Origin of the sequence: Sphingobium bisphenolivorans, assembly GCF_000412635.1 — a bacterium.
Classification (GTDB): domain Bacteria; phylum Pseudomonadota; class Alphaproteobacteria; order Sphingomonadales; family Sphingomonadaceae; genus Sphingobium; species Sphingobium bisphenolivorans.
Map to the genome: position 1 here is coordinate 82,570 of NZ_ASTG01000019.1, position 25,217 is coordinate 107,786.

The 25,217-nt window shown below is 67.6% G+C and carries 13 protein-coding genes; 9 read left to right on the plus strand and 4 right to left on the minus strand.

What is annotated here, in order from left to right:
• Position 1: 1 nt before the first annotated feature.
• The 8 genes from L858_RS0114580 (at position 2) to L858_RS0114615 (ending at position 20,290) form a co-directional block, all read left to right on the plus strand.
• Entirely contained in the window at positions 2-2,044 is a 2,043-nt protein-coding gene (locus tag L858_RS0114580; RefSeq protein WP_022683895.1) for an adenylate/guanylate cyclase domain-containing protein, read from the plus strand.
• Positions 2,031-2,756 carry a hypothetical protein gene (locus tag L858_RS0114585; RefSeq protein WP_022683896.1) on the plus strand — a complete coding sequence of 242 codons (726 nt, stop codon included), beginning with the start codon at positions 2,031-2,033 and terminating at the stop codon, positions 2,754-2,756. Before L858_RS0114580 ends, L858_RS0114585 begins: the two co-directional genes overlap by 14 nt.
• A gap of 93 nt (positions 2,757-2,849) precedes the next feature.
• Positions 2,850-4,661 carry a ShlB/FhaC/HecB family hemolysin secretion/activation protein gene (locus tag L858_RS0114590; protein WP_022683897.1) on the plus strand — a complete coding sequence of 604 codons (1,812 nt, stop codon included), beginning with the start codon at positions 2,850-2,852 and terminating at the stop codon, positions 4,659-4,661.
• Positions 4,661-10,939, plus strand: a complete 6,279-nt coding sequence (locus tag L858_RS0114595) for a beta strand repeat-containing protein (RefSeq protein WP_028056160.1) — start codon at positions 4,661-4,663, stop codon at positions 10,937-10,939. The genes L858_RS0114590 and L858_RS0114595 overlap by 1 nt, the downstream gene beginning before the upstream one ends.
• A gap of 123 nt (positions 10,940-11,062) precedes the next feature.
• Positions 11,063-12,430, plus strand: coding sequence for a multiheme c-type cytochrome (locus tag L858_RS0114600; RefSeq protein WP_022683899.1), 1,368 nt, complete (start codon positions 11,063-11,065; stop codon positions 12,428-12,430).
• A gap of 47 nt (positions 12,431-12,477) precedes the next feature.
• Entirely contained in the window at positions 12,478-14,403 is a 1,926-nt protein-coding gene (locus L858_RS0114605) for a heme-binding protein (protein ID WP_022683900.1), read from the plus strand.
• A gap of 2 nt (positions 14,404-14,405) precedes the next feature.
• Positions 14,406-16,229 carry a hypothetical protein gene (locus L858_RS0114610; protein WP_022683901.1) on the plus strand — a complete coding sequence of 608 codons (1,824 nt, stop codon included), beginning with the start codon at positions 14,406-14,408 and terminating at the stop codon, positions 16,227-16,229.
• A 119-nt stretch (positions 16,230-16,348) separates the two neighbouring features.
• A complete protein-coding gene (locus tag L858_RS0114615) occupies positions 16,349-20,290 on the plus strand; it encodes an LVIVD repeat-containing protein (RefSeq protein ID WP_037504799.1) in 3,942 nt (1,313 codons plus the stop codon).
• Positions 20,291-20,333: 43 nt separating this feature from the next.
• Here the strand turns inward: L858_RS0114615 and L858_RS20235 are convergent, their stop codons facing one another.
• Positions 20,334-20,708, minus strand: coding sequence for a hypothetical protein (locus L858_RS20235; protein WP_022683903.1), 375 nt, complete (start codon positions 20,706-20,708; stop codon positions 20,334-20,336).
• A 129-nt stretch (positions 20,709-20,837) separates the two neighbouring features.
• Between L858_RS20235 and L858_RS0114625 the strand changes: the two genes are divergently transcribed.
• Entirely contained in the window at positions 20,838-21,623 is a 786-nt protein-coding gene (locus L858_RS0114625; RefSeq protein WP_022683904.1) for a S8 family peptidase, read from the plus strand.
• Between the two features lie 5 nt (positions 21,624-21,628).
• Here the strand turns inward: L858_RS0114625 and L858_RS0114630 are convergent, their stop codons facing one another.
• The 3 genes from L858_RS0114630 to L858_RS0114640 are packed head-to-tail and all read right to left on the minus strand — an operon-like array spanning position 21,629 to position 25,192.
• Positions 21,629-22,477, minus strand: a complete 849-nt coding sequence (locus L858_RS0114630; RefSeq protein WP_022683905.1) for a phosphodiesterase — start codon at positions 22,475-22,477, stop codon at positions 21,629-21,631.
• Between the two features lie 19 nt (positions 22,478-22,496).
• Positions 22,497-24,308: a cytochrome c3 family protein gene (locus tag L858_RS0114635; protein WP_022683906.1), complete on the minus strand. Its 1,812-nt coding sequence runs from the start codon at positions 24,306-24,308 to the stop codon at positions 22,497-22,499.
• Positions 24,309-24,313: 5 nt separating this feature from the next.
• Positions 24,314-25,192, minus strand: a complete 879-nt coding sequence (locus L858_RS0114640; RefSeq protein WP_022683907.1) for a hypothetical protein — start codon at positions 25,190-25,192, stop codon at positions 24,314-24,316.
• Positions 25,193-25,217: the final 25 nt, after the last annotated feature.

Below are 25,217 nucleotides of genomic sequence, written 5' to 3' on the forward strand. Positions count from 1 at the left end.
AATGGCGAAGCCCAGCCTGCTCAGCCGCGGCGCGCGGCTGGTGCACGACGCCGGCCAGTTCCGGTTGGCAGCGACCGCGCTTGCGCTGATGCTCGCGCTATTCCTGGCGGGCTGGGACTGGAGCAGGCCGCTCGACGGCGCACGGGGGCAGCGGGAAATCCCGACCGCCGATGCGGAGCGCGGCCTCTATGACTGGCGCGTCGCCACCTTCGCGCCGCGTGTCGCGCAGGACCCGCGCATCCTGATGGTGGTCTATGACGACCAGACGCTGATCGCCACGCGCAAACGCTCGCCGCTGGATCGCGGGCTGCTGGCGCGGGCGCTGCGCAACATCGACGCGATGGGTGCGAAGTCGATCGGCATCGATATCTTGTTCGACCAGCCGCAGGACGAGGACGCGCAGTTGCTTGGCGTCCTCCATGCGATGCGGACCCCGTTATGGCTCGGCTATGCCAATCTCGGCGACAATCGCGAGCAGATCATCTTCGAACAGCAGCAATATCTGGACCGCTTCATCGCGCACGCGCGGACGGATCGGGTGCGGCCTGCCAGCATTCGGCTGGAGACGGACGCCGACGATGTGGCGCGCAGCTGGCCCATGCCGACGCCGGGACAGCCGCCGCTGCTCACGCTGGCGATGAAGCCAACGTCCGCCTTCCACGACTATCGCGGCGCCATCCGCTTCCGCCTGCCGCTCATCCAGCCCGACGGGTCGGAGGAGCCGGTCATCCCCTCGCTCCAGATCGACACGCTGGCCGACCCGCAAATGGCGCAAGTTCTGGCGCCGATGGTGCGCGGGCGGCATGTGCTGATCGGCGGCGACATCGTCGACATCGACCAGTTCGCGACGCCGCTGTCGGGGCGGCAGGCGCGCTCCACGATGATCGGGTTGGAGGTGCATGCGACCATGCTCGCCCAACTGCTCGACGGGGCGAAGCTGCGGGCGGTGCCGGCGGGCTGGGCTTGGGGGGGCGCGCTGCTGCTGGTGCTTGCCGCCGCCTTGACGAGCCTTGCCGAGTTGTGCTGGTACTGGCTGCTGCCGGCGCTGGCAGGGCAGGGGGTCGCGATCATCGGGCTCCCGCTATGGCTGCAGGCGCGAGGGTGGGACACGAAGGGGCTGCCTGCCGTTGGCTGGATATTGGGCTGGATTCTGGCCTTCACCGCGGTGGGCGTGGCGGCGCGGGCGGTGACATCGCAGCAGCGCCGCTTCGCGCAGTCGGCGCTGGGCAAATATCTCCCCCGTGACATCGCCGCGCAGATCCTGGCCGAGCCGGAAAAGCTCGCCCTGCATGGCGAGAAGCGGCCGATCTTCACCCTCTTCACCGATCTGGAGGGCTTCACGAAACTCAGCCACGCCATTGCGCCGGAAATGGTCGCGCAATTGCTCAACCGCTATCTCGATATGCTGAGCGACGTGGTGCTGGTGCATGGTGGGACGATCGACAAGTTCGTCGGTGATGCCGTCGTCGCATTCTGGGGCGCGCCCATCGCCCGGCCGGACGACGGGCGCAACGCCGCGCTGGCGGCCTATGCCATGTGGCAGGCGGGGGAGGCGTTCCGCCGCGACCTGCCGCCCGGTGTCCCGCCGATCGGGCGGACGCGCGTGGGCTTGCATCATGGCGATGCCATCGTAGGCAATTTCGGGGGTGAGGGCCGGATCCAATATACCGCGCTGGGCGACAGCATGAACACGGCGGCGCGGCTGGAGGCCGCGAACAAGGCGCTGGAGAGCAATGTGCTGGTCAGCCGGGAGGCGATGCTGCTCTCCGGCCTCGACTGGTGGCGCGCCATGGGCCGGGTGCGTCTGCGCGGGCGGGCGACGCCGGTCGATCTCTACGAGCCCGCGCCGCATTTTCCGGCCGAGGAACGCGCGGAACTGGGCGACATCGTTGCCGGGTTCGACGCTGATGAGGCTGCGGTGCGGGCCGACGCGCTGGCCCGGCTGAAACAGATGTGCGGCCGTCATCCAGATGATGCGGCGCTCGCCAATTTGCTGTATCGGTATGAAAATATTGGGGAAGGAAGAAGCTATGGTCTGGGGTAGGATGGTCGCGCTGGCGGGGATGCTTTGCGCGGGCGCGGGGCTTGCCGTCCCGGCCTTGGCCGACACGCTGGTGGTGCGGGCGAGCGGCCCTTCCGCGAAGAGCTATCAGCCCGGCAGCAAGCTGGCCGATGGCGGTGCGTTGGTGCTGAAGGCCGGCGACGTCCTCACCCTGCTCGATGCCAGGGGCACGCGCACACTGCGGGGGCCGGGCCGCTTCAGCGTGACGGCCGCCGCCACGACCGCCCCCGCCTCGGGCGTGGCGCTGTCCGCCGTGCTCGATACCAAGCGGGTGCGGCGGGTGCGGACCGGGGCGGTGCGCGGCAATGCCAGCGCCGCCCTGCCGCCGCGCCGCCCGAACCTGTGGCTGGTGGATGTCGCCCAGCCCGGCCTCGTCTGTGTCGCTGACCCGGCCAGTGTCCGCTTGTGGCGCGCCGATGCGGGCAGGCCCGTTTCCGTCCGGATCGCGGGCGAGGGGACGTCGGCAACGGCGGCTTTCCCGGCGGGTGAGGCGATGGCGCTCTGGCCCGCCGCGCTGCCGCTGCGCGAAGGTGCCGCCTACCGCCTGAGCGAAGGCGCGCACTCGACCGACATCCGCTTCGCCATGCTGGACAAGAGCGCGAGCGGGCTGGACGGCATGGCGGCTGGGCTGCTGGCGCACAAATGTACCGCGCAGCTCGATCTGCTGGTGGATACGGCGGGCGCGCAGAACTAATAGGGTTGCAAGAACAGGGGCAGACCGGTCAAAGGCCGGCACGCCTTCAAGGCACGGCCCGAGGGGCAGGCCGAACAGGGTTTGGGGACCAAAATGGGGTATAAGGGGCAAGCGAGCAGCGCAGGGCGTGCCGCGCTCGGAGCGTTCGCGCTGGCGGCGAGCGCGCTGGCGCCTGTGGCGGCGGACGCTCAGGTCGCGCCGCGCGCGCCGACGCGCGAGGAGCTGTCGCGCGGGCAATTGCCGTCGGATGCCGCTCCCCAGCCAAGCCGGCTGACGGTGGTCGGCGATGTCGAGCGTGCCCCCTGTCCGCTGGCCGATCCCCGCTATGCCAGCGTCACCGTCAATTTCGCCGATGTGCGCTTTGAAGGGTTGCGCGTCGTCGATCCCGCCGCGCTGCGCGATAGCTGGAGCGACTTCGCCGGGCGGGACGTCCCGATCGCCAGCCTCTGCGAAGTGCGTGATCGCGCCGCGACCGCCCTGCGCCAGATGGGCTATCTCGCAGCCGTGCAGGTCCCGCCCCAGCGTATCGAAAAAGGCGGCACGGTCCGTTTCGACATCTTCTTGGCGAAGCTGGTGGCGATCGAAGTGCGCGGCGACGCCGGCAACAGCGAGAAACTGATTGCCGCCCACATGGAGGCGCTGAAAGGCCAGCCGCTCTTCAACGTGCGTGATGCGGAGCGCCATCTGCTGCTCGCCCGCGACCTGCCCGGTTATGATGTCCGCCTGGCGTTGCGCCCGGCTGGAACGGCGCCGGGCGAAGTGGTCGGCGAAGTGCAGGTGACCCGCCAGCGCGTCGAGATGGACGTCAATGTCCAGAATCTCGGCAGCAATGCGGTCGGCCGTTTCGGCGGGCTGGCGCGGGTGCGGATCAACGATCTCACCGGCATGGGCGACAGCACCGTGCTCAGCATCTTCAACACCGCGCAACCCAGCGAGCAGACGGTGCTTCAGGCCGGCCATAGCATGGCGATCGGCAGCGATGGCCTGCGCCTCTCGGGTGACTTCACCTATGCCTGGAGCAAGCCGGGCATCGCGAATATTCCGCTCTCTTCCGAAACGCTAATCGCCACCGCTGCGCTCAGCTTCCCGATCGCGCGGCGGCAGGTGCATACGCTGATCGCCAATGGCGGGCTGGAGGTCGTCAATCAGGACCTGCACTTCGGCACGGGCGCGGGCAAGACGCCGCTCTCGCGCGACCGGCTGCGGGTGCTGTTCCTGCGGCTGGAGGGTGAGCTGATCGATCCGGACAGTCTGATCAGCACCACCGGCTATTCCGGGATGGAGCCGCGCTGGCGGCTGGGCGGCTCTGTCGAACTGCGCCAAGGGCTGAACGGCCTCGGCGCCAGCGAGAGCTGCGGGGCGGGCTTCGTCAACTGCGCGTTCCCCGCCACGCCGATCAGCCAGCTGGACGGCGATCCGTCAGCCTTCGTCATGCGCGCGGGCGTGCAGGCGGAATTTCGGCCGGTGCCGAGGCTGACCCTCGCCCTCGCGCCGCGCGCGCAATATAGCCCGGACGTGCTGCTCTCCTATGAGCAGATGAGTGCAGGCAATTACACGGTCGGGCGCGGCTATGACCCTGGCGTGCTGACCGGCGACAGCGGCGTCGGGGTCGCGGCGGAGATACGCTATGGGCGGATCACGCCGAAAGGGCCGGGCTCCATCGCGCTCCAGCCCTTCGCCTTCTTCGACGCGGCATGGATGTGGCATCAAAGCGCCAACTTCGCCGGCCTCGATCCGATGAAGCTTTATTCGGCGGGCGGCGGCGTGCGCGCCACCTGGTCCAACCATGCGCGGCTGGACGTCACGCTGGCGACACCGCTGCGCCGCGCCGGTTTCCAGACGGAGCGCGGCGACACCCGGCTGCTCTTTTCCCTCACCACCCAAATCCTGCCGTGGAGGCGGTGATGACGATGAAGCACAAGGCACCGTGGCTTTGGACCCTGCTCAGCCGTTCCAGCGCGGTGGCGCTTGCCGTCGGCTGCGGCGCGGGCGTGGCGCAGGTGAACAAGGCGTTTCAGGGCACGGGAACGGTGGTGTCGGGCGACGCGTCGATATCGCCGGGGGCGACGGCGGGAACGGAGTCGATCTTCGTCGATTCATCCGCCGTCATCGACTGGACACCAGATGATCAGGGTCCAGCCAGCGCCGGATCGATCGATTTCCTGCCCAGGAACAATGTCGCCACGTTCAACAGCTTGGGCGATTTTACCGTCCTCAATCGCATCATCCCGTTGGACGGCAACGGCTTGCCTGTGTCGCGCGCGATCGCCCTCAACGGCACGGTGCAGAGCGAGATCGGCGTCAGTTCGCCCACGACCGGCGGGTCAGTCTGGTTCTACTCACCCGGCGGAATCATCGCCGGGGCCAACAGCGTCTTCAACGTCGGCTCGCTGCTGCTCACGACCAACGCGATCGACACCAGCAACGGTATCGACCCCAACCAGATCCGTTTTGCCGGTCCGGCGGGCAGCACGTCATCCGTTGAAGTGCGTGCAGGCGCGCAGATCAACGCGCTCAATACAGGCAGCTATGTCGCGCTGGTCGCCCCGCGCGTGGTGCAGGGCGGCACGGTTACCGTCAACGGGTCCACTGCCTATGTCGGCGCAGAAGCCGCCGATATTCGGATCAATGGCGGCCTGTTTGACATCGCCATCACCGCCGGTACGACGGACGCCAACGGCGTGCTGCACAGCGGCACGACGACAGCGCCCACCGGCACCAGCGATGCGCAGCGGGTGTACATGGTGGCCGTTCCGAAGAACAACGCGCTCACGATGCTGCTGTCCGGCGACATCGGCTATACCCCGGCGTCGGCCGTAGCGGCGCAAGGGGGCACGGTGGTGCTCTCGGCCGGCTATGATGTGGCGGGCGGCGGAATCGGCACCATGCCCAACGCGACTGCTACCGGCAGCAGCGGCTTTACCATCGAGGGCAGCAACTGGCGCAATCCCCTGACCGGCGCGGCGACGGGCGACATCGTCGTCCGCCCGGCAGCGGGCACGCAGGCGTCGTTCCTCGGCGACGTCAACCTGACCGCCGGGCGCAGCATCCTGCTGCGCGCCGATGCGACCGCTTCGATCCTCGCAGCCGGGTCCATGGACCTGACTGCCGACGCGAGCCCGGTCGGCGGCCAGATCGATCTGCTGACCTTCGGCGGCAGCGGCGCGCCGGCCACAGACGGGCAAATCACCGTCGCGGGCGCACTGTCGCTCGACGCCGATGCCTTTGGATATAGCGGCCTGACCACGCCTCCATTGGTCGGAGCGGATACCAGAGGCGGCACGATCAATGTCGTCGCCACAGGCGGGCGCATTGGCGCGGCAAGCCTCAGCGCCGATGCGCGAGCTGATGGCGGGTTTGGCAGCGACCAGGGCGGCAGCGCTACCGGCGGCTCCATCACCATCGGCGCTGCGGGCGGCACCCTGAATTTCGGCGCTCTGTCCGCTGATGTCACAGCCAGGGGCGGCTCCGGCTCGAGCCTGTCGGGCAGCGCAACCGGCGGCGGCGTCACACTCTATTCCCGCGCGGAAGGCGGCGCGCGCGGCAGCTTCAGCGTGACCGGATGCGCCAATGCGCGTTGTGAAGTGCGCGCCGAAGGCCATGGCGGCTATGGCGTGCAGGGCGCCAGCGGCACAGGCGGATCGGTGTTGCTCTACGCCACCGACGGCGATTTTACGCTGCCCGGCGCGTTCGAGCTTTTCGCAGGCGGCATCGGCGGAAGCTCCGACGGCGCGCGGGAAGGAGACGCGACTGGCGGCAGTGTGACGGTCGAGAGCCGCGCGGGCTCCGCCGTTATGAACTTCGGCAATCTTCACGCGTCCGCTACGGGCGGGTGGATGGATTTGGTCGAAGGACCGTATTTCAACTCGGGCGATGGCGGCACGGGCACCGGCGGCATCGTGAACGTCACCGTCGCCGGCGGCAGCTTCACGGCGAGCCGGGTCGATGCTGACACGGCCGGCATCGGCGGCTCATCCGATACGAACTGCGTCGAATGTTCGGTTGTCCTCGCTCCCTATCAAGCCGGAACAGGCCAGGGCGGCACCAGCAACTTCCTGATCACCGGCGGCAGCGCCACCATCGGCGCCCTCAGCCTGATCGCCAATGGCAGCGGAGGGGTGGCCGCGGCTGCCTACGACATCAGCCAGATATCCTCGATCGCAGGCGTCGGTCGCGGCGGTTCGGCCACATTGGAGTCGCGCGGTGGCACACTCAATCTCACCACGCTCGCGGTCGAGGCCGGCGGCAGCGGCGGTCTGGGCGGCAGCACATATAATGCCTCGGCCGTCGACGGCGGCAGCGGCTTTGGCGGCACGGCGCAACTGATCACGAGCGCGGGCAGTACGGGCGCTCTGCTGGTCAGCGGGGGCGTCGAAATCAGCGCGTTCGGCCGAGGCGGAGACGGCGGTTCCACGTCCACCATCGATATCTCGGGCAATTTCGCGTCCGGCGCGGGCGGTGGGGCAACGGGTGGCACCGCGATCGTGACGCTGGCTGGCGGCTCACTGACGACGCCTTCGCTTGTCCTGTCTGCGGAGGCGACTGGCGGCGCTGGCGGAGATAATGGCAGCGACGGCGCGGCTGGCGTGGGAGGAAGCGGCACCGGCGGGATGGCGCGTTTCTCTTATTTGAGCGAAGGCCATGCGATCGGGTCCGTCACGGTCACTGCTGCCGGCCAAGGCGGGCAAGCCGGGCGGAATGGCTTTGGTTCTGAAGACAGCAACAGCAATCCGATCTTCATCTATGGAACGGGCGCGGGAGGCGCTGGCGGAGCGGGCCTGGGCGGCACGGCGGCGTTGGGGATCGACGTCGATCCCAGTTTCACCGACCTGATCGTCAGCGCGGACGGCATCGGCAGCGCAGGCGGCGGCGGCGCAACCGGCGCAGCGGGCGGCGCGGGCACGGGAGGTGTTGCTTCGCTCGACATCGATTTCGGCACCACGGACGTCAGCGGCATCCTGCGGGTGACCGCTTCCGGCGTCGGTGGGGCAGGCGGCGCGGGCTATGGCGGCAGCGGCGGCCGCGGCGGTGATGCCTATGGCGGATCGGCAAGGCTGGCACTCGCGGGCAGTTCCACCCAGCTTGAGGCCGGCAATCTATCCGTTTTCGCAGAGGCGCTGGGCGGCGCTGGCGGCGGCAGCGGCCTCAATGGCGGCACTGATCTGGCGGGAGCGGATGGCGGCGATGCGCTGGGCGGTGCGGCGCTCTTCGCCATCGGCTCGGGCGCAACTGCGGTGACCGGCAATGTGCTGCGGATCAGCGGCGACGCGACCGGCGGCGCGGGGTCGGCCGGGACGGCGGGTTCCATCGGCGGAGCAGGCGGCGCAGGTGGCGACGGCAGCGCGGGATCGGCGACGTTGCGGATCAGCGATGGACGGCTGACGCTTGGCGGCAGCCTCACCCAGCCGCCAGGCTACACGATCAGCGCCAATGGTCGGGGCGGGCTGGGCGCGGACGGCGCGGGTGCCGGCGCGGCGGGCGCAGGCGGTGACGGCAGCGGCGGGCAGGCCTTGTTCGACGCGGCCAACGGCGACTATGCGCTGGGCGACCTGGCAATTCTGGCGAATGGCATTGCTGGTCTCGGCGGTGCGCCGGGCGGCATCTCCGGTCAAAGCAGCGGCGGCGCCGCGAGCTTCATCAATGGCGACAGCGGCACCCTGGTGCCCGGCGCCCGGCGTCAGCTCGCCAGCCTGTTCATGAGCGCCAATGGTGCGACCGGCGGCCAGATTTCCTTCGCGGACGTGTCCAGCGCGCTTAATGGCGGCCTGAACGTTACGGGCGCGGTGACGCTGCAAAGTCTGGGCGCCGCGGTGCCGGGCTTCTCCGGCATCGCGGTCAGCGCTACAAACCCGGTCCGCATCGGCGGCAGCGCAATGTTCACCAGCGACGGGCCGCTGTCCTTCAGCTTTGGAGGCAGCGGCGGACTGGCGGCGAGCGGCGCGCTCAGCGGCTATTCCGCGACGGGCATCACGCTCAGCCACAGCGCGCGCCCTGCTGGCAGCTACAGCCTGTCCGGTGACAGTATTCATCTCAGCACGCCGGGACGGATCAGCATCCTGGGCGGCGGTCTGCGCGCTGCCGACCGGCTGACGCTGCTAAGTCCCGGAGGCGATCTCACCCTGGGCAGCGGCACCCTGCTGGATGCGGGCGGCGACCTGCGGCTGTTCATGCGGGGTAGCCTGCTGGGCGCGGGCGCGACGGTTCAGGCAGGGGATTCGGCGGCGATCGGCGTCGATCCCGGTGCGGATATCCTCCTGGCCACTCTCCTCTCCGGCGGCCTGCTCGATCAGGCGGATGCGAGCGGCAATGCGCTGGGCGCAGGAGGAATCGCCCTAGGCGGCGATTTTACCGTCACGGGCGCGCTTGGCATCGGTGCGGGCAGCGGTACGCTATCCGCTGCCACGATCGCGATTGGCACGCTTACTGCCGATAGGCAGCAACTGACGGCTGCGAACGGCGTCACGATCGGCAACGCGGTGATGACGGGTGACCTCGCCGTCGATGCAGGCGCAGGCGCGCTGAGCATCGGCGATGCGACGGCGGGCGGTAACGTCGCGCTGGCCGGGCAGGGGATCGCTCTGCAACGGCTGGTTGCCGGCGGCACGACGCTGCTCGCTGCGGGCGCGGGTAGCCTAACGGGCAACGACATCCTCTCGGCCGGTGCGATCCGCGCCTCTGGCGCCAGCATCGCGCTGGGATCGAGCGGCGCTATGACCATCGCGCAGGCCGATGCGACAGCAGGGCCGTTGCAACTGAACGCTGCCGGCGCGCTGAGAGTCGTGGCAGCCTCGGCAGCCGGCTCCATGACGTTGGGTGGAGCGACGATCGACGCTGCCGCTCTGAATGTTGCCGGAGCCCTCAATGCGACCGCAACCGGCACGCTGACTGTCGGCACGGCGTTGGCCGGCGGCGCGATGACGTTGGGTGGAACGACCGTCGACGCTACTGCCCTCGATGCCGTGGGAGCACTCAATGCAACGGCAGCCGGCGCGGCGGGGTTCGGAGCCGTCACGTCGCGGAGCGGAGATATCGTGCTGGGCGCGGGCGGGCTGCTCAGCCTGTCGGGCGCGATCCGCGCAGGGGCGATTACGCTTCGCTCCGGCGACGTCGCCATTGCGAACAGCGCGTCCATCGGCACCTTGACCGGGACCAGCAGCATCGCCTTCCAATCCATCAACAGCGGCCAGCCGGCCTATCTCGGCGGCGGCGACGTGGCTGGCGCCTATAGCCTGTCAGCGGCGGAGATCGCCCGCGTGGCGGCGGCCAACATCGCCCTGCAGGCACCCCGGCAGGGCATCGCCGGCACGCCGGACCTGATCGTCCGCGACCTGACGCTCGGGACGGCGCTGGCGGGCGGCGGCACCCTGTCGCTCTCGACGAGCGGACGGCTGCGTGTCGAAGGTGCGCTCCGGCTCACAGGCCGCACAGGGCAGGGCGGCGCCACGCTTTCGGCGGGCGAGGCCATAGAGGTCATCTCAGGTGCGGGCCTTGTCGAGCTGACCGACGGCAATGGCGCGCTGGCGGGGCTCCTGACGTTGGACAGCCCGACGGTGATCGCCGCGACCTTGGATGCGATCGCCGACGTGAACGCTACCTCCTCCCTGGTGGCACGCGACCTGCGTCTCGCGCAGAATGACGGCGTCGTCAGCGATGGCGGCCTGTTGCGGGCGGGCACCATCCAGGCATTCGTGACGGAGGGGCTGTTCATCCAGAATAGCGGCCTGACAGACGCGCTGGCCGACCGGCGCGGCTTCACCGCCGGGAATGTGCTGATCTCCACGCAGGGCGCCGCGACGCAGATCGCGATCAACGGCCAGCTGCTGGGCGCGGCTGCCGCGTTCGTCACTGGCAAGGCGGCGATCCCGCTCATTTCCATCAACGGCGTGCCCGGCGGACAGGTGAGCGGATATGCGGTCGGATCGAAGATCAACGGCTGCCTGATCGCCAGTCCCGCCCTTTGTTCGACCGTTTCGTTCGACAGCCGCGACACGTGGGAAGGGCTGCTCGACCCGTCCGTGTCGGTCAGCCGCATCTTCTCGCTCTCGCTGATCGAACTGCGCGACATCGTGGCGCAGGGCTATCCGCCGCTGATCGATGAGCCGGTGACGGGCGCCGGCAATGAGGATTTGTGGGAACGGCGCTGCGGCGGGCCGGATGAACCGGAATGCGGCAGCGCGCAATAATGCGCTGGAATAAGGCGAAACGGGATTGCAACGGCGGGTCGAGGCCGTAGAGAGGCAGCGCGGGTCACGCGGGGGGCAATGACACGGGGGCTTGGAAAATTGCGGGGGCTCAGCCTCCATCCGATGGGCAAGGCGGCGGCCGGCATTGTGCTGGGCGCGATGGTCCTGCTCATCCTGCTCCTGTGCGGCCTGCCCGGCAGCGGCGGCAACCCGGCCGATGCCGCGCCCGCAAGCCGCGCCTATAGCGGCGTTGCCTCCTGCGCCGGATCCACCTGCCACGGCCGGATGGAAGGGGACGGCAAGATCGTCCGCCAGGATGAGCTGATGCGCTGGCAGGAGCCGTCCACCCCCGGCGGCGCACACAGCAGGGCCTTCGCCGTGCTGAGCGGCACGCGCGGTCGCCAGATCGCGGCGACGCTGGGCCTTGGTGATCCGGCGAGCGCGCCTGCTTGCCTCGGCTGCCATTCGACCCCGGCGGCGGAACGGGGCGCACGCTTCCTTGCCCAGGACGGCGTCGGCTGCGAGGCGTGCCACGGCCCGGCGAGCGGCTGGATCGCCAGCCATTATGCGGTGGGCGCCAGCCATGCGGCCAATGTCGCGGCGGGCATGATCCCGCTCGACCGGCCGCAGGTGCGGGCTTCCGTCTGTCTCGATTGCCATTTCGGCAGCGATCGGCCGGGCCAGTTCGTCGATCATCGCATCATGGCGGCGGGGCATCCCCGCATCAGCTTCGAACTCGACCTGTTTTCGTCCATGCAGGCGCATCATGACGAGGATGCCGACTATGCCCGGCGCAAGGGCCGTACCGACAGCCTGAAATTCTGGGCCGTGGGCCAGGCGATGGCGGTGGAGCGGGCGCTGACCCTCTATGCCGGCGCGAAGGGAAGCGAGGGCACATTCCCCGAATTCTATTTCTTCGATTGCCAGAGCTGCCACCGCCGCATCTACGACCAGGCGGAACGGAGCAAGACGTGGGAGGCCAATCCGGGCCGGCCCATCCCGGCGGGCATGCCGCCCTTCAACGATGAGAATATGATCATGCTCTCGGCAGCCGCGCGGGTGATCGCGCCCGGAGCTGCGGGCCGCTTCGACGCGGACAGCAAGGCCTTTCACGCGGCCATCGCAGCCGACCGGCGGGCGGCAGTCGCGGCATCGGGAAGGCTGGCGCAAAGCGCGGGCGCGCTGGCGAACGCCTTTGCCGGCGCGCGGACCGATGGCGACATGGCCTTCGCCATTGTGCGCGAGATTGCTGGCGGTGCGATTGCGCCGCGCTTCACGGACTATGAGGGGTCGGTGCAGGCGGTCATGGCGGTCGACACGCTGCTGAACGCCATGGTGAAGTCCGGCCGCGTCACCGTGGGTGCTGCGGCGGGCATCCGGGCCGATGTGAACCGCGCCTATGCGGCAGTCAAAGAACCAAACGGTTATCAACCCGCCGCCTTCCGTGCGGCCCTGGGCGGCGCGGCGCGCAGCATCGGAGCCTTGCGGTGAGGGGCCTGCGGCACAGGCTGAGCACGCTAGCGGCGGCGTCGGCGCTGATGTTGGCCTCCTGTGGCGGCGGTGGCGGCAGCGGCGGCGGTGGCAGTAGCGGCTCCCCGGCGCCCACGCCAACCCCGACGCCGACCAGCCTCTATGCGGTTCCGGCGCAGGAATCGCTCAGCATCGCCGATGTCGAGACGGTCGTCGCCCATGCGGCGGCGGAGGCGCAGGCGCGCAGTCTGCCCGCCGTGATCGCCGTCACCGACCGCGTTGGCAATGTGCTAACGGTGTTCCGCATGAACGGCGCGCGAGCGACCGCGACCACCAGTGCCGCGCCCAACGGCGTCAACATGGACGCCCAGAATCTGACCGTCCCGGCCGAGGCGGGCGCCATCGCCAAGGCGATCACCGGCGCCTATCTGTCGAGCGGCGGCAACGCCTTTTCCACCCGCACGGCGAGCATGATCGTGCAGGAACATTTCCCGCCCGCGCCCAATAGCGTCGGTCTGGAGAGTGGCCCGCTGTTCGGCGTGCAGTTCAGCCAGCTGCCCTGTTCGGATCTCTCGGCCCGCTATGTTTCTTCCGGCGCGCAGGCGATGATCGGGCCGAAGCGCTCGCCCTTGGGGCTGGCTGCCGATCCTGGCGGATTCCCGCTCTACAAAAATGGCGTGGTCGTGGGCGGCGTCGGCGTGATGGCGGACGGCGTCTATGGCTCCGACCCCGACGTGACCGATACGGACGATGATGCCGAGGAATATATCGCGCTCGCCGGCACGCTCGGCTTCGAAGCGCCTGACAGCGTGCGCGCGAACCGCATCTTCGTTGACGGCACGTCGCTGCGCTATTCGGATGCTGCCTATGCCCGCCTGCGGGCGAGCGGCACGGCGAGCTTCGCCGCACTCAACGGCAGCGCAGGCGCGCTGGTGGCGGTGCGCGGCTATTATGGCGATCCCGCGCCGGCGGTGCTGGCAGGTGCGGTCTATGGCAGCGAAGCTTCGGGCGTGCGCCCGGCCCGAACAGCGGAATTTTCCAACCGCGACGCCTTCGTGCTGTCCGATGGAGCGGGCAATAACCGCTTCCCGATCCGCTCCGCGACGGATGCCGGCGATGTCGTGCAGCCTCTGACGGCCGCCGAAGTGACCGCCGTGCTGGAGGAGGCCTTCTCCATCATGAGCCGGGCGCGCGCGCAGATCCGCCAGCCGCTCGACAGCCGCGCGCAGGTGACGATCAGCGTCGTCGATACGCGCGGCGCGCCGCTCGGCATCGTCCGTTCGCCCGACGCGCCCATCTTCGGCACGGACGTCAGTCTGCAAAAGGCGCGCACCGCTGCCTTCTTCTCCGGCAGCCATGCGGCGGGCGACCTGCTCGGCAGCAGCAGCGCCGACGTCGCCGCCTTCGTAGGCAGGGCGCGGACCTTCCTCAACGACCCCTCTGCGCTGACGGGGACGCACGCCTTCACCGACCGGGCGAACGGCAATCTGTCGCGCCCCTATTTTCCCGATGGCGAGGTGGGGCGCCCCAACGGTCCCTTCTCCCGCCCGATCGCGCAGTTCAACGCCTTTTCCACCGGCTTGCAGTCGGCGCTGGTGGTGGGCGACCTCGCCGGGCATCTCGGCTTCGTGGCCGGCGCCAGCGCGACCGACACGCCGCAGCGTTGCTCGGCCATCGCTGGTATAGGCGCAGGCAACCGCATCCAGAACGGCATCCAGATCTTCCCCGGCTCGGTTCCCATCTATCGCGGCAATATCCTGGTGGGTGCGATCGGTGTGTCGGGCGACGGCATCGATCAGGACGACATGATCAGCTTCCTTGGCACGCATCGTGGCGGGCAGCGCGGCGGCGGCATCGGTAACGCCCCAGCGGCGATCCGGGCGGACCAGATCGTCGTGGGCCTCGGCAACGCATCGGTGCGCCTGCGCTATGTCAGCTGCCCCTTCGCGCCGTTCCTCGACAGCGCGTCGCAAAATGTCTGTCAGGGCCTGTAGCCATGGCGATGGCCACTCTTCTGCCGCTGTTCGCGCTGGCGCAGCCGGGCGAGCCTGTGCCGCCCCCACCGCCCGAAAACTGGCAGGAGATGCTGGATGCGGATCAGCAGTCAATCGAGGGACGCCGACGCCCCGGCTATGAAGCCCCGCTGCCCGAAGCGGTCCGCCAAGACAATAAGGGCGCGGTGCGCGCACCCCCGCCCGAGGCTTTCCCGACCGATCAGGTGCCGATTCCCGACCGCTGGCGGCTGATCGAGAGCCTTGGCGTGGTGAAGGAACGCTGGTTCGATCCCTACGGGCAGAACACGCTGAAGGGCGACCGGCCGATCGACCGCGAGAAGGTGAAGTGGCTGCCGATCAAGGGTGAGGACTGGTTCTTCGTCGCCAATGCGGTGAGCGACACGGTGATCGAGCCGCGCACCTTTCCGATCCAGGTCGGCGTGCAGACGACCGAGCGGCCCGGCAGCATCGACGTCTTCGGCAAGGATGCGAGCTATGTGCTGAGCCAGACCTTCATCGGCGGAGTCGCCCTGATCAAGGGGTCGACCGCGTTCAAGCCGCCGGAGATCGAATATCGGCTGACGCTGGCGCTCAACGTCAATCATGTGAATGTGCCCGAACGGCGGGTGCTGTTCGTTCAGCCGTCGAAGCCCTCGCACCGCACCGACCATTTCCTGGGCGTGCAGGAGCTGTTCGTCGATTACCACCTCGCCAACACGTCGGACCGCTACGATTTCCGCTCGCTCCGTGTCGGCATCCAGCCCTTTCAGTCCGACTTTCGCGGCTTCTTGTTCAACGACCAGCAACTCGGCATCCGCCTGTTCGGCAATCGCGACAATAACCGCTTCCAGTTCAATATCGCGGCGTTCTGGCGGTTGGAAAAGGATACCAACAGCGGCCTCAACAGCATCGCCCAGTCGCCGCGTCGGGACTGGGTGTTCCTTGCCAACCTTTATCGGCAGGATTTCCTGATTCCCGGCCTCACCAGCCAGATCACCGCCGTCTATAACATGAATCGCGAAGCCGGCCGGATCGAGGTCGATGACAACGGCTTCCCGGTCCGCCCGGCGCTGCTCGGCGACCTGCGCGGGCGCGATTATGACGTGGTCTATCTCGGCTATAATGCCGACGGGCGGATTGGGCGGCTCAACCTGACGGCGTCGGCGTACGGCGCGCTCGGTGAAGACAGGAACAGCTTCTTCACCTCCCGGCCGGCGCAAATTCGCGCTTTCTTCGCGGCGGCGGAGGCGAGCATCGACAAGGATTGGATGCGCTTCCGCCTCTCGGGCCTCTATGCCAGCGGCGACGGCGATCCTTATGACGATCGCGAGAACGGCTTTGACGCGATCTTCGAAAATCCCATCTTCGCGGGCGCCGACACCAGCTACTGGATCAGGCAAACCATCCCCTTCGCGGGTGGCGGGCGTGTCATCGGCATCAACGGCCGCAACGGCATATTGAACTCGCTGCGATCCTCGAAAGAGCAGGGCCAGTCGAACTTCAACAATCCGGGCACGATGCTGCTGGGGGCTGGCGCCGATTTCGATCTGCTGCCCGAACTGCGGTTGTCGGCCAACGCGAACCATCTCTGGTTCCAGAATACCGCCACCCTGCAGGCATTGCGGAACGAGGGAAGTATTCCGAAGTCGATCGGCTGGGACCTGTCCACCGCCGCAATCTGGCGGCCGCATGCGACGCAGAATATCGTGCTGCGCCTGTCTGGCGCGACCCTGCTGCCGGGTTCCGGCTTCCGCGACCTTTTCTCCAATAGCGAGCGCAACCGGAATTATTATTCCGTGCTCGGCAATCTGATCCTGAGCTATTGATGTCCCGCCTTTGCTCCCTCTTATCGTCATTCTTGCGGAAGCGGGAATCCATCTCTCGGCCTCGCGGCTGGGGATGGGGTGGGGGATGGATCCCCGCCTTAGCGGGAACGACGGTGTTGATGTTGACGGCAATCTTGCTGCTCCCCGTCGCCATCCTCCACGCCTCCGACGCCGAAAAGCCGGTTGAGCGGCACTATGCCGTCACGCCCCCCGCCCCGATGAGCCAGACCGCCGAGCAGGTCGCAGCGAAATCGGAGGGTTGTTTCAGCTGCCACGCCAAGACCGACGAGCCGTCGATGCACGCCACTCCGGCGGTGATGCTGGGCTGCGTCGATTGCCATGGCGGCGATGCAACGGTGCGCGGCGATCCGGCGCACGGCTTCGACGACCCCGCCTATGTCGCCGCGCGCGACAAGGCGCATGTGCTGCCGCGCTATCCGGGCAGCTGGCATTATCCCTCATCCGCCAACCCGAAGCGCACCTATACGCTGCTCAACCGCGAAGCGCCGGAGTTCGTGCGCTTCGTCAACCCCAGCGACTATCGCGTCGCGCGGGAGGCTTGCGGCTCCTGTCACATGCAGACGATCGAGGCGGCCGAGCGGTCGCTGATGGCGTCGGGCGCGATGCTATGGGGCGGCGCGGCCTATAATAACGGGATCGTGCCGTACAAGAATTACATTTTCGGCGAGGCTTATACCAAGGATGGCAAGCCTGCGAAAATCGTCTCACCCGGATCGCCTCCGGGTACCTTGACGGCGGAGCAGGAGGCGCGCGGCGCGCTCGCCGAACTCTATCCGCTGCCCAACTGGCAGGTGACGCCGCCGGGCGACATTTTCCGCGTGTTCGAGCGCGGCGGCCGCAATATCGCAACCCAGTTCCCGGAGATCGGGCTGCCCAATCCCACCGGATCGATCCAGCGGCTGGAGGAGCCGGGCCGGCCCGATCTCAAACAGTCGAGCCGCGGCCCCGGCACCGGCCTGCGCGTCGCGATCCCCGTACTGAACCTGCACAAGACACGCCTCAACGACCCTTATATGTGGTTCATGGGCACCAACGACCAGCCGGGCGATTATCGCCATTCGGGCTGTTCGGGCTGCCATGTAGTCTATGCCAACGACCGCGAGCCGCGCCACAGCCTGACCTACGCTCCTTATGGCCGCGACGGTCAGAGCGCGACGGTCGATCCCACGATCGCGGCGAAGATGGAGCATGGCGCGCTGAAGGGCGCCCATGACGAGACGCCCGATCACCCGATCGCGGCGGTCAAGGAAAGCGGCCACCCGATCCGCCACGCCTTCACCCGCGCAATCCCGACGGCGCAGTGCATGAATTGCCACATGCACCAGCCCAATATCTTCCTGAACAGCTATCTTGGCTACACCATGTGGGACTATGAGTCCGACGCGGCGCTCATGTGGCCGGAGAAGCAGAAATACCCCACCGCGGCGCAGGTGCACCAGACGCTGGAGCGCAACCCGGAAGGGGCGGGGCCGCGCGGCAAATGGGCGGACCTCGACTTCCTGCGCAATGTCTATGACCTCAACGACAAGGCCAAGGACACGCAGTTCGCCGACTATCACGGCCATGGCTGGAACTTCCGCGGCGTGTTCAAGCGCGACCGCGAGGGCAATCTGCTCGACGCGGACGGCAAGATCGTCGCGAACGACGATCCGGAGAAATGGCGGAAGAAGGGCGAGGGCAAGTTCGTCCAGCCCGGCGTCAATCCGGGCAAGTCGGTCCACCTCATGGACATCCACGCCGAAAAGGGCCTGCAATGCGCCGACTGCCATTTCGCGCAGGACAGCCACGGCAATGGCTTCATCTATGGCGAGGTGGCGAACGCGATCGAGATCGGGTGCAAGGATTGCCACGGCACCGCCGACGCTTACCCTACGCTGCTGACGTCCGGCCCCGCCGCGCCGCCCAAAGGCACCAATTTGGCGCTGCTGCGCAATCCAGATGGCGAGCGGCGGTTCGAATGGTTTTATGACGCAGGCGGCCGGCGCAGGCTGATCCAGAGGTCGATCGTCGATCCAAACCTTGAGTGGGAAGTGAGCCTGGTCAAGGACTCAGTGGATGCCACCAATCCGCACTTCAACGCCAAGGCCGCCCGCGCGAAGCTGATGAGCCGGTCGGGCGCCGAGGACGGCAGCTTCGCCTTTGGCCCGGGCGTCGCCAAGTCGGACCGGGCGCATGGCGATGACAATATGGCATGCTTCACCTGCCATCTCAGCTGGACCACCAGCTGCGGCGGGTGCCACCTGCCGATCGAGGCGAACTGGAAAACCTCGCTCCACCATTATGACGGGGAGGAGACGCGCAACTTCGCGACCTACAATCCGCAGGTCGCCCGCGACGAGATGTTCCAGCTCGGCAAGCATATGACGACCAAGGGGAATGAGACGGCCCCGGTTCGCTCGACCTCCGCGCTGGTCCTGTCTTCCACCAATATCAATCGCGAACGCATCTATATCCAGCAGCCGCCGATTTCCGGCATCGGTTTCTCGTCACAAGCTTTCGCGCCGCACTTCCCGCACACCGTGCGCAGGACGGAGACGAAGACCTGTTCGGACTGCCACCTGTCCGCGAAGGACGATAATAACGCGATCATGTCGCAGCTGTTGTTGCTCGGTACGAATTTCGTGAACTTCGTGGGCTTGAACGCCTGGACCGGTCTGGAGGGCGGGTTAGAGGCGATCCGCGTCACCGAATGGGACGAGCCGCAGGCGGTGATCGGCAGCTATCTCCAGAAATATGCCTATCCCGACTATTGGAAGCTGCATGTCGAGCAGAATGGCCGCGAGCTGAAGAATTGGGTGCGCGGGCGTTTCTTCGACAAGAAGGCGTCGGGTGAAACCCGGCCGGTCGAGGAGTTCCGCAACGTCGTCAAGGGCACGGCTGGTCGCGTCGGCTGCCTGCAACTGCGCGGCGAATATATGTTCGTGGCGGAGGGCAAGGGGGGCTTCCGCGTCTATGACGTGGCCTCGATCGCCAACAAGGGCTTTTCCGAGCCGATCTTGAGCGGGCCATTTTCGAAGCTTGGTCAGAATAGCGGCGTCGCGACGAAGAACGCGACCTGCATGGCGCTGCCGACCAACCAGCCAATCAATCCGCTGCGCAATACGAAGGAACTGCGGGAGATCAACCAGGAGCAGCCCTTCCTGCCGATTTACAGCTATGCGGCGGTGACGGACAGCGTCGAGGGCCTCATCATGGTCAATGTCGAGACGCTGGCCGATGGCGAGTTTCGCAACAATTTCCTGAAGCGCGCCGTCACCTGGAACCCGGACGGGGTGCTGAACGGCGCGCGGCATATCCAGCTCGCCGGGCAGATCGCCTATATCACCGCTGACGTCGGGCTGGTGGTCGTGGACCTTGCCGACCCGCTGCATCCGCGCCTTGCCGCCGTCCGCCCGCTGAAGGACGCGCGGGCGAGTGCGATCCAGTTCCGCTATTTGTGGGTGACGGATGCCGAAGGGCTGAAGCTGTTCGACGTGACGAAGCTGACCGATCCGGTGGCAGTGCCGTCCGCAACCGTGCCGCTCATCGACGCGCGGCGCATCTATCTGGCGCGCACTTACGCCTATGTCGCGGCCAAGGCGGAGGGCCTCGCGATCGTGGACATCACCAATCCGCTGCGGCCGAGCCTCTACAGCAAAGAGACGTTCGGCGGTCAGATGACCGATGTGGAGGATGTGATCGTCGGCACGACCAACGCCTCGCTCTTCGCCTATGTCGCGGACGGGCGGAACGGGATGAAGGTGATCCAACTCACCAGCCCGACGAGCCAGCCCAATTTCTATGGCTTCTCCCCCGCGCCCAAGCCCGAACTGATCGCCTGGGCACGGACGCCCTGGCCGGCGCTGGCGCTCTCCAAGGGCCTCGATCGCGACCGTGCGGTGGACGAGACAGGGGGGCAGATCGCCGTGTTCGGCAGGCTGGGCTCTCGGCCCTTCACCCGCCCCGAGATGGAGCGGCTGTTCCTGACGTCGAGAGGCATTCCCTACAAGGTCAGCGACGATGTGGACATGAAGGGCTGGCGGCCGCCGCTTCTGCGCTGAACCAGTGGCGTAGTGCAGCGGCAGCCAGCCTCCTTTTCTGTCGTCAGCCGCGTTCGCCTGCCCTTGTCACGGCAGGTCCGGTCGACCCTCCGGTTGTGCCGCCGCCATATGTTTCGGTCGATGTCGATCCGCTGCCGCCGGCGGCAGCCGAGCCACTGTCGGTCTGGCCCGACCCATAGGTTCCGCTGGCGCTGCTGGTGCCGGTATCGGCGCTGGTGGAGCCGGTCGCGGAACCGCTGGCCGATCCGGTCGCGGTCGAGCCGGTTCCGGTTCCGCTCCCCATCGAACCGCTGCCGCTCATGCTGCCGGTGGTTCCGCTCTGGCTCGTGCTGCTCGTGGTTCCGCTGGTCTGCGCCATGGCGACACCACTCACGGTCAGGACGCTCAGCGCGCCGACTATTGCAAGTCTTGCAAACATATTTTAGGCTCCTTCTATTCGGGGATGCGCGGAAAACGAGGTGTGTTCACCCCTGTTCCGCCTATGAATATTAGAGCTAACTTGAGTTACGCACTATATGTTACGGTGACGATTTAAGCGGGGGCTTACTTGAAAATCCGGATACTGCTGCTAGCGGCGGCCATGGCTTGCGGTTCTGCGGCGGCACTTCCTTCCGATCGGCCGACGGTAGCGGTCATCGACAGCGGTGTCGCGCAAACGGCTGAACTCGCGCCGATGCTGGTGGCCGAGTTCGACATGGCGGCGAAGCCCGCCCGGCCGGCCTTCCATCCGCGCTACGATCACGGCACGATGGTCGCCACCATCCTCGCTCGCGCGGCCGAGAACGACGTGCGGATCATCTCCATCCGGATCGATGACCCCGCCGGCTGCCCTTCGGACGCTAATCCGCCCTGCCAGTCGGATCCCGTGCCCGTGGCGGCTGCGATCCGGCGGGCAACCTCGCTAGGGGTCGATGCGATCAACATCTCGCTTGCGCTGGGACAGGATGCCGGGATCAACGCGGCCGTCCGGGAAGCGGGGCGGCGGGGGATCAAGGTCATCCTCGCAGCAGGCAATGACGGGCTGGATCATCCCGGCAATCTCGCGCCCGCGCGGCAGGCCTTTCCCGCTGCGGTGCTGGTCGGCGCACTGGACGGCACCGGGCACGCTTGGGCCGGAACCAACCGGCCCGGCCCGGCACCCCGCGACTATAATTATGCCTGGCAGCCGGGCGTCATGTTGCCGACGACTGCTGCGGATGGCAGCGCGGTGCGCGGAACCGGGACATCCTTCGCCGCGCCGCTCGAAACAGCCCGGCTTATCCGGGCGCTAAAGGGCAACCATCCGGGGGATGCCGTCACCGTCCCGCTGGCCGATGCCAACGGGCAGTCCTGACGCGGTCAGTCGGGTCGCTCTCCCATGATCATCTTCACGATGGGTTGCATGCCCCCATCGAACCGCGCGAGCGTCGTGTGATCGCCCGCTGTCTCGAAATGCGAGACGATGCCCTGCTCCGTCCAGCGATGCAGCGCGAAAGCGGGAGCGTCGGCGATGATCATCGGCCGCCCGTCGGGTGTCTCCGGGTCGATCGATCGCAGGTCGAGCCCCAGTTGCGGCGCGCTCGATGAGCAGATCGCGACGGTCGTGCCGTTCCAGGGCGCGGCGATGGCGCGGTGGATATGGCCGCAAAGGATTGCCTGGACCTGAGCGCGCGTGCCAATGGTCGCGGCGAAACGCTCGACCCATGGCTCGCGCGGATCGGTGTTCATCCATTCGATGCCGACCTCGACCGGTGGATGGTGCATGACGATCAGCGTCGGCGTTTCGCTATCCTCGTCCAGCCGCGCTCTGAGCCACGCCGCGCGGGCCTCGCAAAAGGCGCCGCCATGGCGACCCGGCTCCAGCGTGTCGAGCATGATGATCCGCCGCCCTTGCAGCGGGATCACATAATGGATGAAGCCGTCCTGCTGCGGTACCTGCGGGAACTGCGCCGAAAAATTCGCCCGGTCGTCATGATTGCCCATGCAGGGCCACACCGGGAAGGGGCAACGGTCGAACGCTTCGGCCAGCCGCGCATAGCTGTCGGCATCGCCATTTTCGGTCAGGTCGCCTGTCGCCAGCAGCAGGTCCGGCCGGTTCGGCCCGTCGATCAGCGCCTGCAGCACCTGGTCGAGCCGCTGGCGGTTGAATTCGGCCGGATTGCCGGGCTCGAAGCCCAGATGGATATCCGTGACCTGCGCGATCAGCATGGCCCTAAGTCCCCCCCCTTCATAGTTGGCGGCGGCCCGTCTGGCGCGGCCTGTCCGCCTCATCCCTCTTCCCACCGGGCGTGGAAGGCGCCCACGGCGCCCCGTCGCCGGCATGATAGCTGTGGCACATGGCGCAGCCCGACGGCACGTCGGCGCTCGACTTCTCGCCGCCATGGCAGGTGCGGCAACTGTCGATGCCGGGCAGCAGCAACTGGCGCGCGTCATGCGATTTGGGCGCGGCGTGGCAGCTTTCGCACGTCTCCGTGCTGTGCGCCCGGTGATCGAACCAGCCCTTCGTCATGTAGCGGTTGGGCTGGTTGACCGGCAGCACGCCCCAGCTTGCTTCGCCGTTGACGCCCGGCGGCGTCACGACATGGCAATCGTAGCAGGCGCCGCCCTTCGAGAAGACGGCGCGGATGGCGTCGTCGGCGCGGGAGGGCCGGGCGGCAACCGCGCCGAAATAGGCGTGGTAGATCTGCCCCTGCGCATAGTCGCCGGGCCGTCGCCGCGCCATGCCGCCCAGCGCGACGGGACGCGCGGGGCCGGTCGAGCGATAATAGGCGCGCAGGTCCGCGATGACCTGATCGGGCTGGCCGTGGCGCAGGGTGCGGACGGTGCCGCCGATCGTCTCGAACGCCAGGCTGTGGCAGGACTGGCAGTCCCGCTCCATGTCCACCGGTAGGAAGCGCACCCCGTCGGCTGTGGGGCGATGGCAATCCTTGCAGGCCAGCGCGTCGCCATAGCCGGCCTGGGCCTTCAGCGTCCGCGCCATGCGGGCGACGCCGCCGGTCTTTGCCAGATGAACGTCGTGCGGGAATTTGAGGTTGCGGTCGTCGGTCAGCCTGCCGTCGATCGGCTCGCGCGAGAAATCGGGATGGATCCCGTTCATGCGCTGCACCAGCGCGGAGAATTGCGGGTGATCCCTGCCGAAATCGCTCGCATTGACGAGCTTCGTGTCCCTGAGCCGGTCCTTCAGCGAGCCGTGGCAGTCGGTGCAGAAGGCTTGCGGAGCGGGCTGCATCGGCCCTGCGCCCTCATGCTCGCGGTGGCAGTCGACGCAGGCGCCCTGCGGCGGCTTGCCGAAGGTGGAGGCGACGAGGTTCAGGAACTTGCCGCCGATCCCCGGCTCGGCGCGAGCCATGGCGATGCGGGCGGCGGGGGCATGGTCATGCACATCCTTGTGACAGGTCTGGCAGGCGGAATCGCGGACGGAGACGAACGCCTTTTGATGGCAGGTTTCGCACTTGCCCTCCAGCGCGTGGTGCGCCTGGCTGAGCGGGCCGGAGGACCAGGCCCCATCGCCTTTCACGCTATAGATGTTGCGCGTGTCGTCGGTCGGCCGGCTGGCATAGCTGTAGATCGGCACCGCGAGGAAACCGATCAGGATGGCGAGGACGAGGCCCCAGGCGGTCAGGCGCTTGGGCGGGGCAAGACCGCGCAGGGAGAAGACCTCGCTCTCCTCCTTCTCCTCCGACGCTTGGGAGACGGCATCGACCCGGCGGATGGTGAGGATGGTCGCGTCATCCTCGCGCGAGACGGTGACCCGATGTCCCCCGAAGCGCAGTTCCGCGCCCTTGACCGTCTCGATCTCGGCCGATCGGGTGGTGCGGCCATCGACGTCGAAGCCGAGGGTGCCGGTGGCGCGGACGCGGATGGTGCGCGCGTCGATCTGCTCGATCCGCGCGTGATCGGGTTCCAGCGCCAGGTCGGGCAGGTGAATGTCGCTGGTGGATGCGCGGCCGAGCGATAGCTGCGACTTGGCGAGCGTTGCCGCGCGGACGATCTCGCGGCCGTCGGCGGTCAGGCTGATCTGGCGGATGATGAAGGGCATGGCGCTCACCAATAGAAGAAGACGCTGACGATATGCGCGGTGAGCGCGGCAAGCAGGGCGAAGGTCGCCGGCACATGGACTGTCAGCCAGATTTCCAGCAGCGCCTTGAGCTTCAGGTGGCGGCGCAGGCGCGCCAGCATCGCCTGCTTGCGTTCGAGCAGGGCATCGACCTTTTCCAGCGGCTCCTTCCCGGTGTCGGCATGGTCGCCGGTCCAGTGGCGCAGCGCAGCCTGCGCGGCGGCGGTGGCGCAGCGCGGATAGCGGCCGGTCAGCCGCGCGATAAGGCCGCCGCCGAAGGGGTCGTCGCCCAGCGACTGGCGCACCAGCGCGGCTTGGCCCTGCGGCAGCGGCTGGGCGGCGTCGTGCAGCTGGCGGTCGATGGCGCGGACGGCCTCCAGCATCTGCACCTGCGTCATTTCGGCGCGGTTGTTGCTGAGCGCGGTGGGCAATGTCGCATAGACCGTGATGCCGAACAGGCCCGACAGGATCACCAGCATCATCAGCGCATAGGCGAGGGTGTGGACGTTCCACCCCAGTTGGAAGCCGGTGTGCAGCGTGCCGATGACGATAAGGCTGAGGCCGAGATAGACATGGGCGGAGGTCCAGGCCTTCAACGACCATCGGCCGCGCGTCATGGCGCGCTTGCGCAGGCCCAGCAGCGTCAGCCAGAGGATCAGCAGCACGCCGATCGTCCCCATGGTGTAACCGTACCAGCTGCCGCCATTATGGCGCGGCGTTATGTCGACCATCAGATAGCTGGCGATGGCGAGAAAGCAGAGCAGGGTCGCGATCTTCAGCCAGCGGAAGTTGGCATGCCGCAGGAAGCCGTCATGCAGGGTTTCGCCCTTGGCGCGGCGTGTGGGAGAGGAAGCGCGGGTCGCCATTAGAGGGGCGCCGCTTTCATCTCAA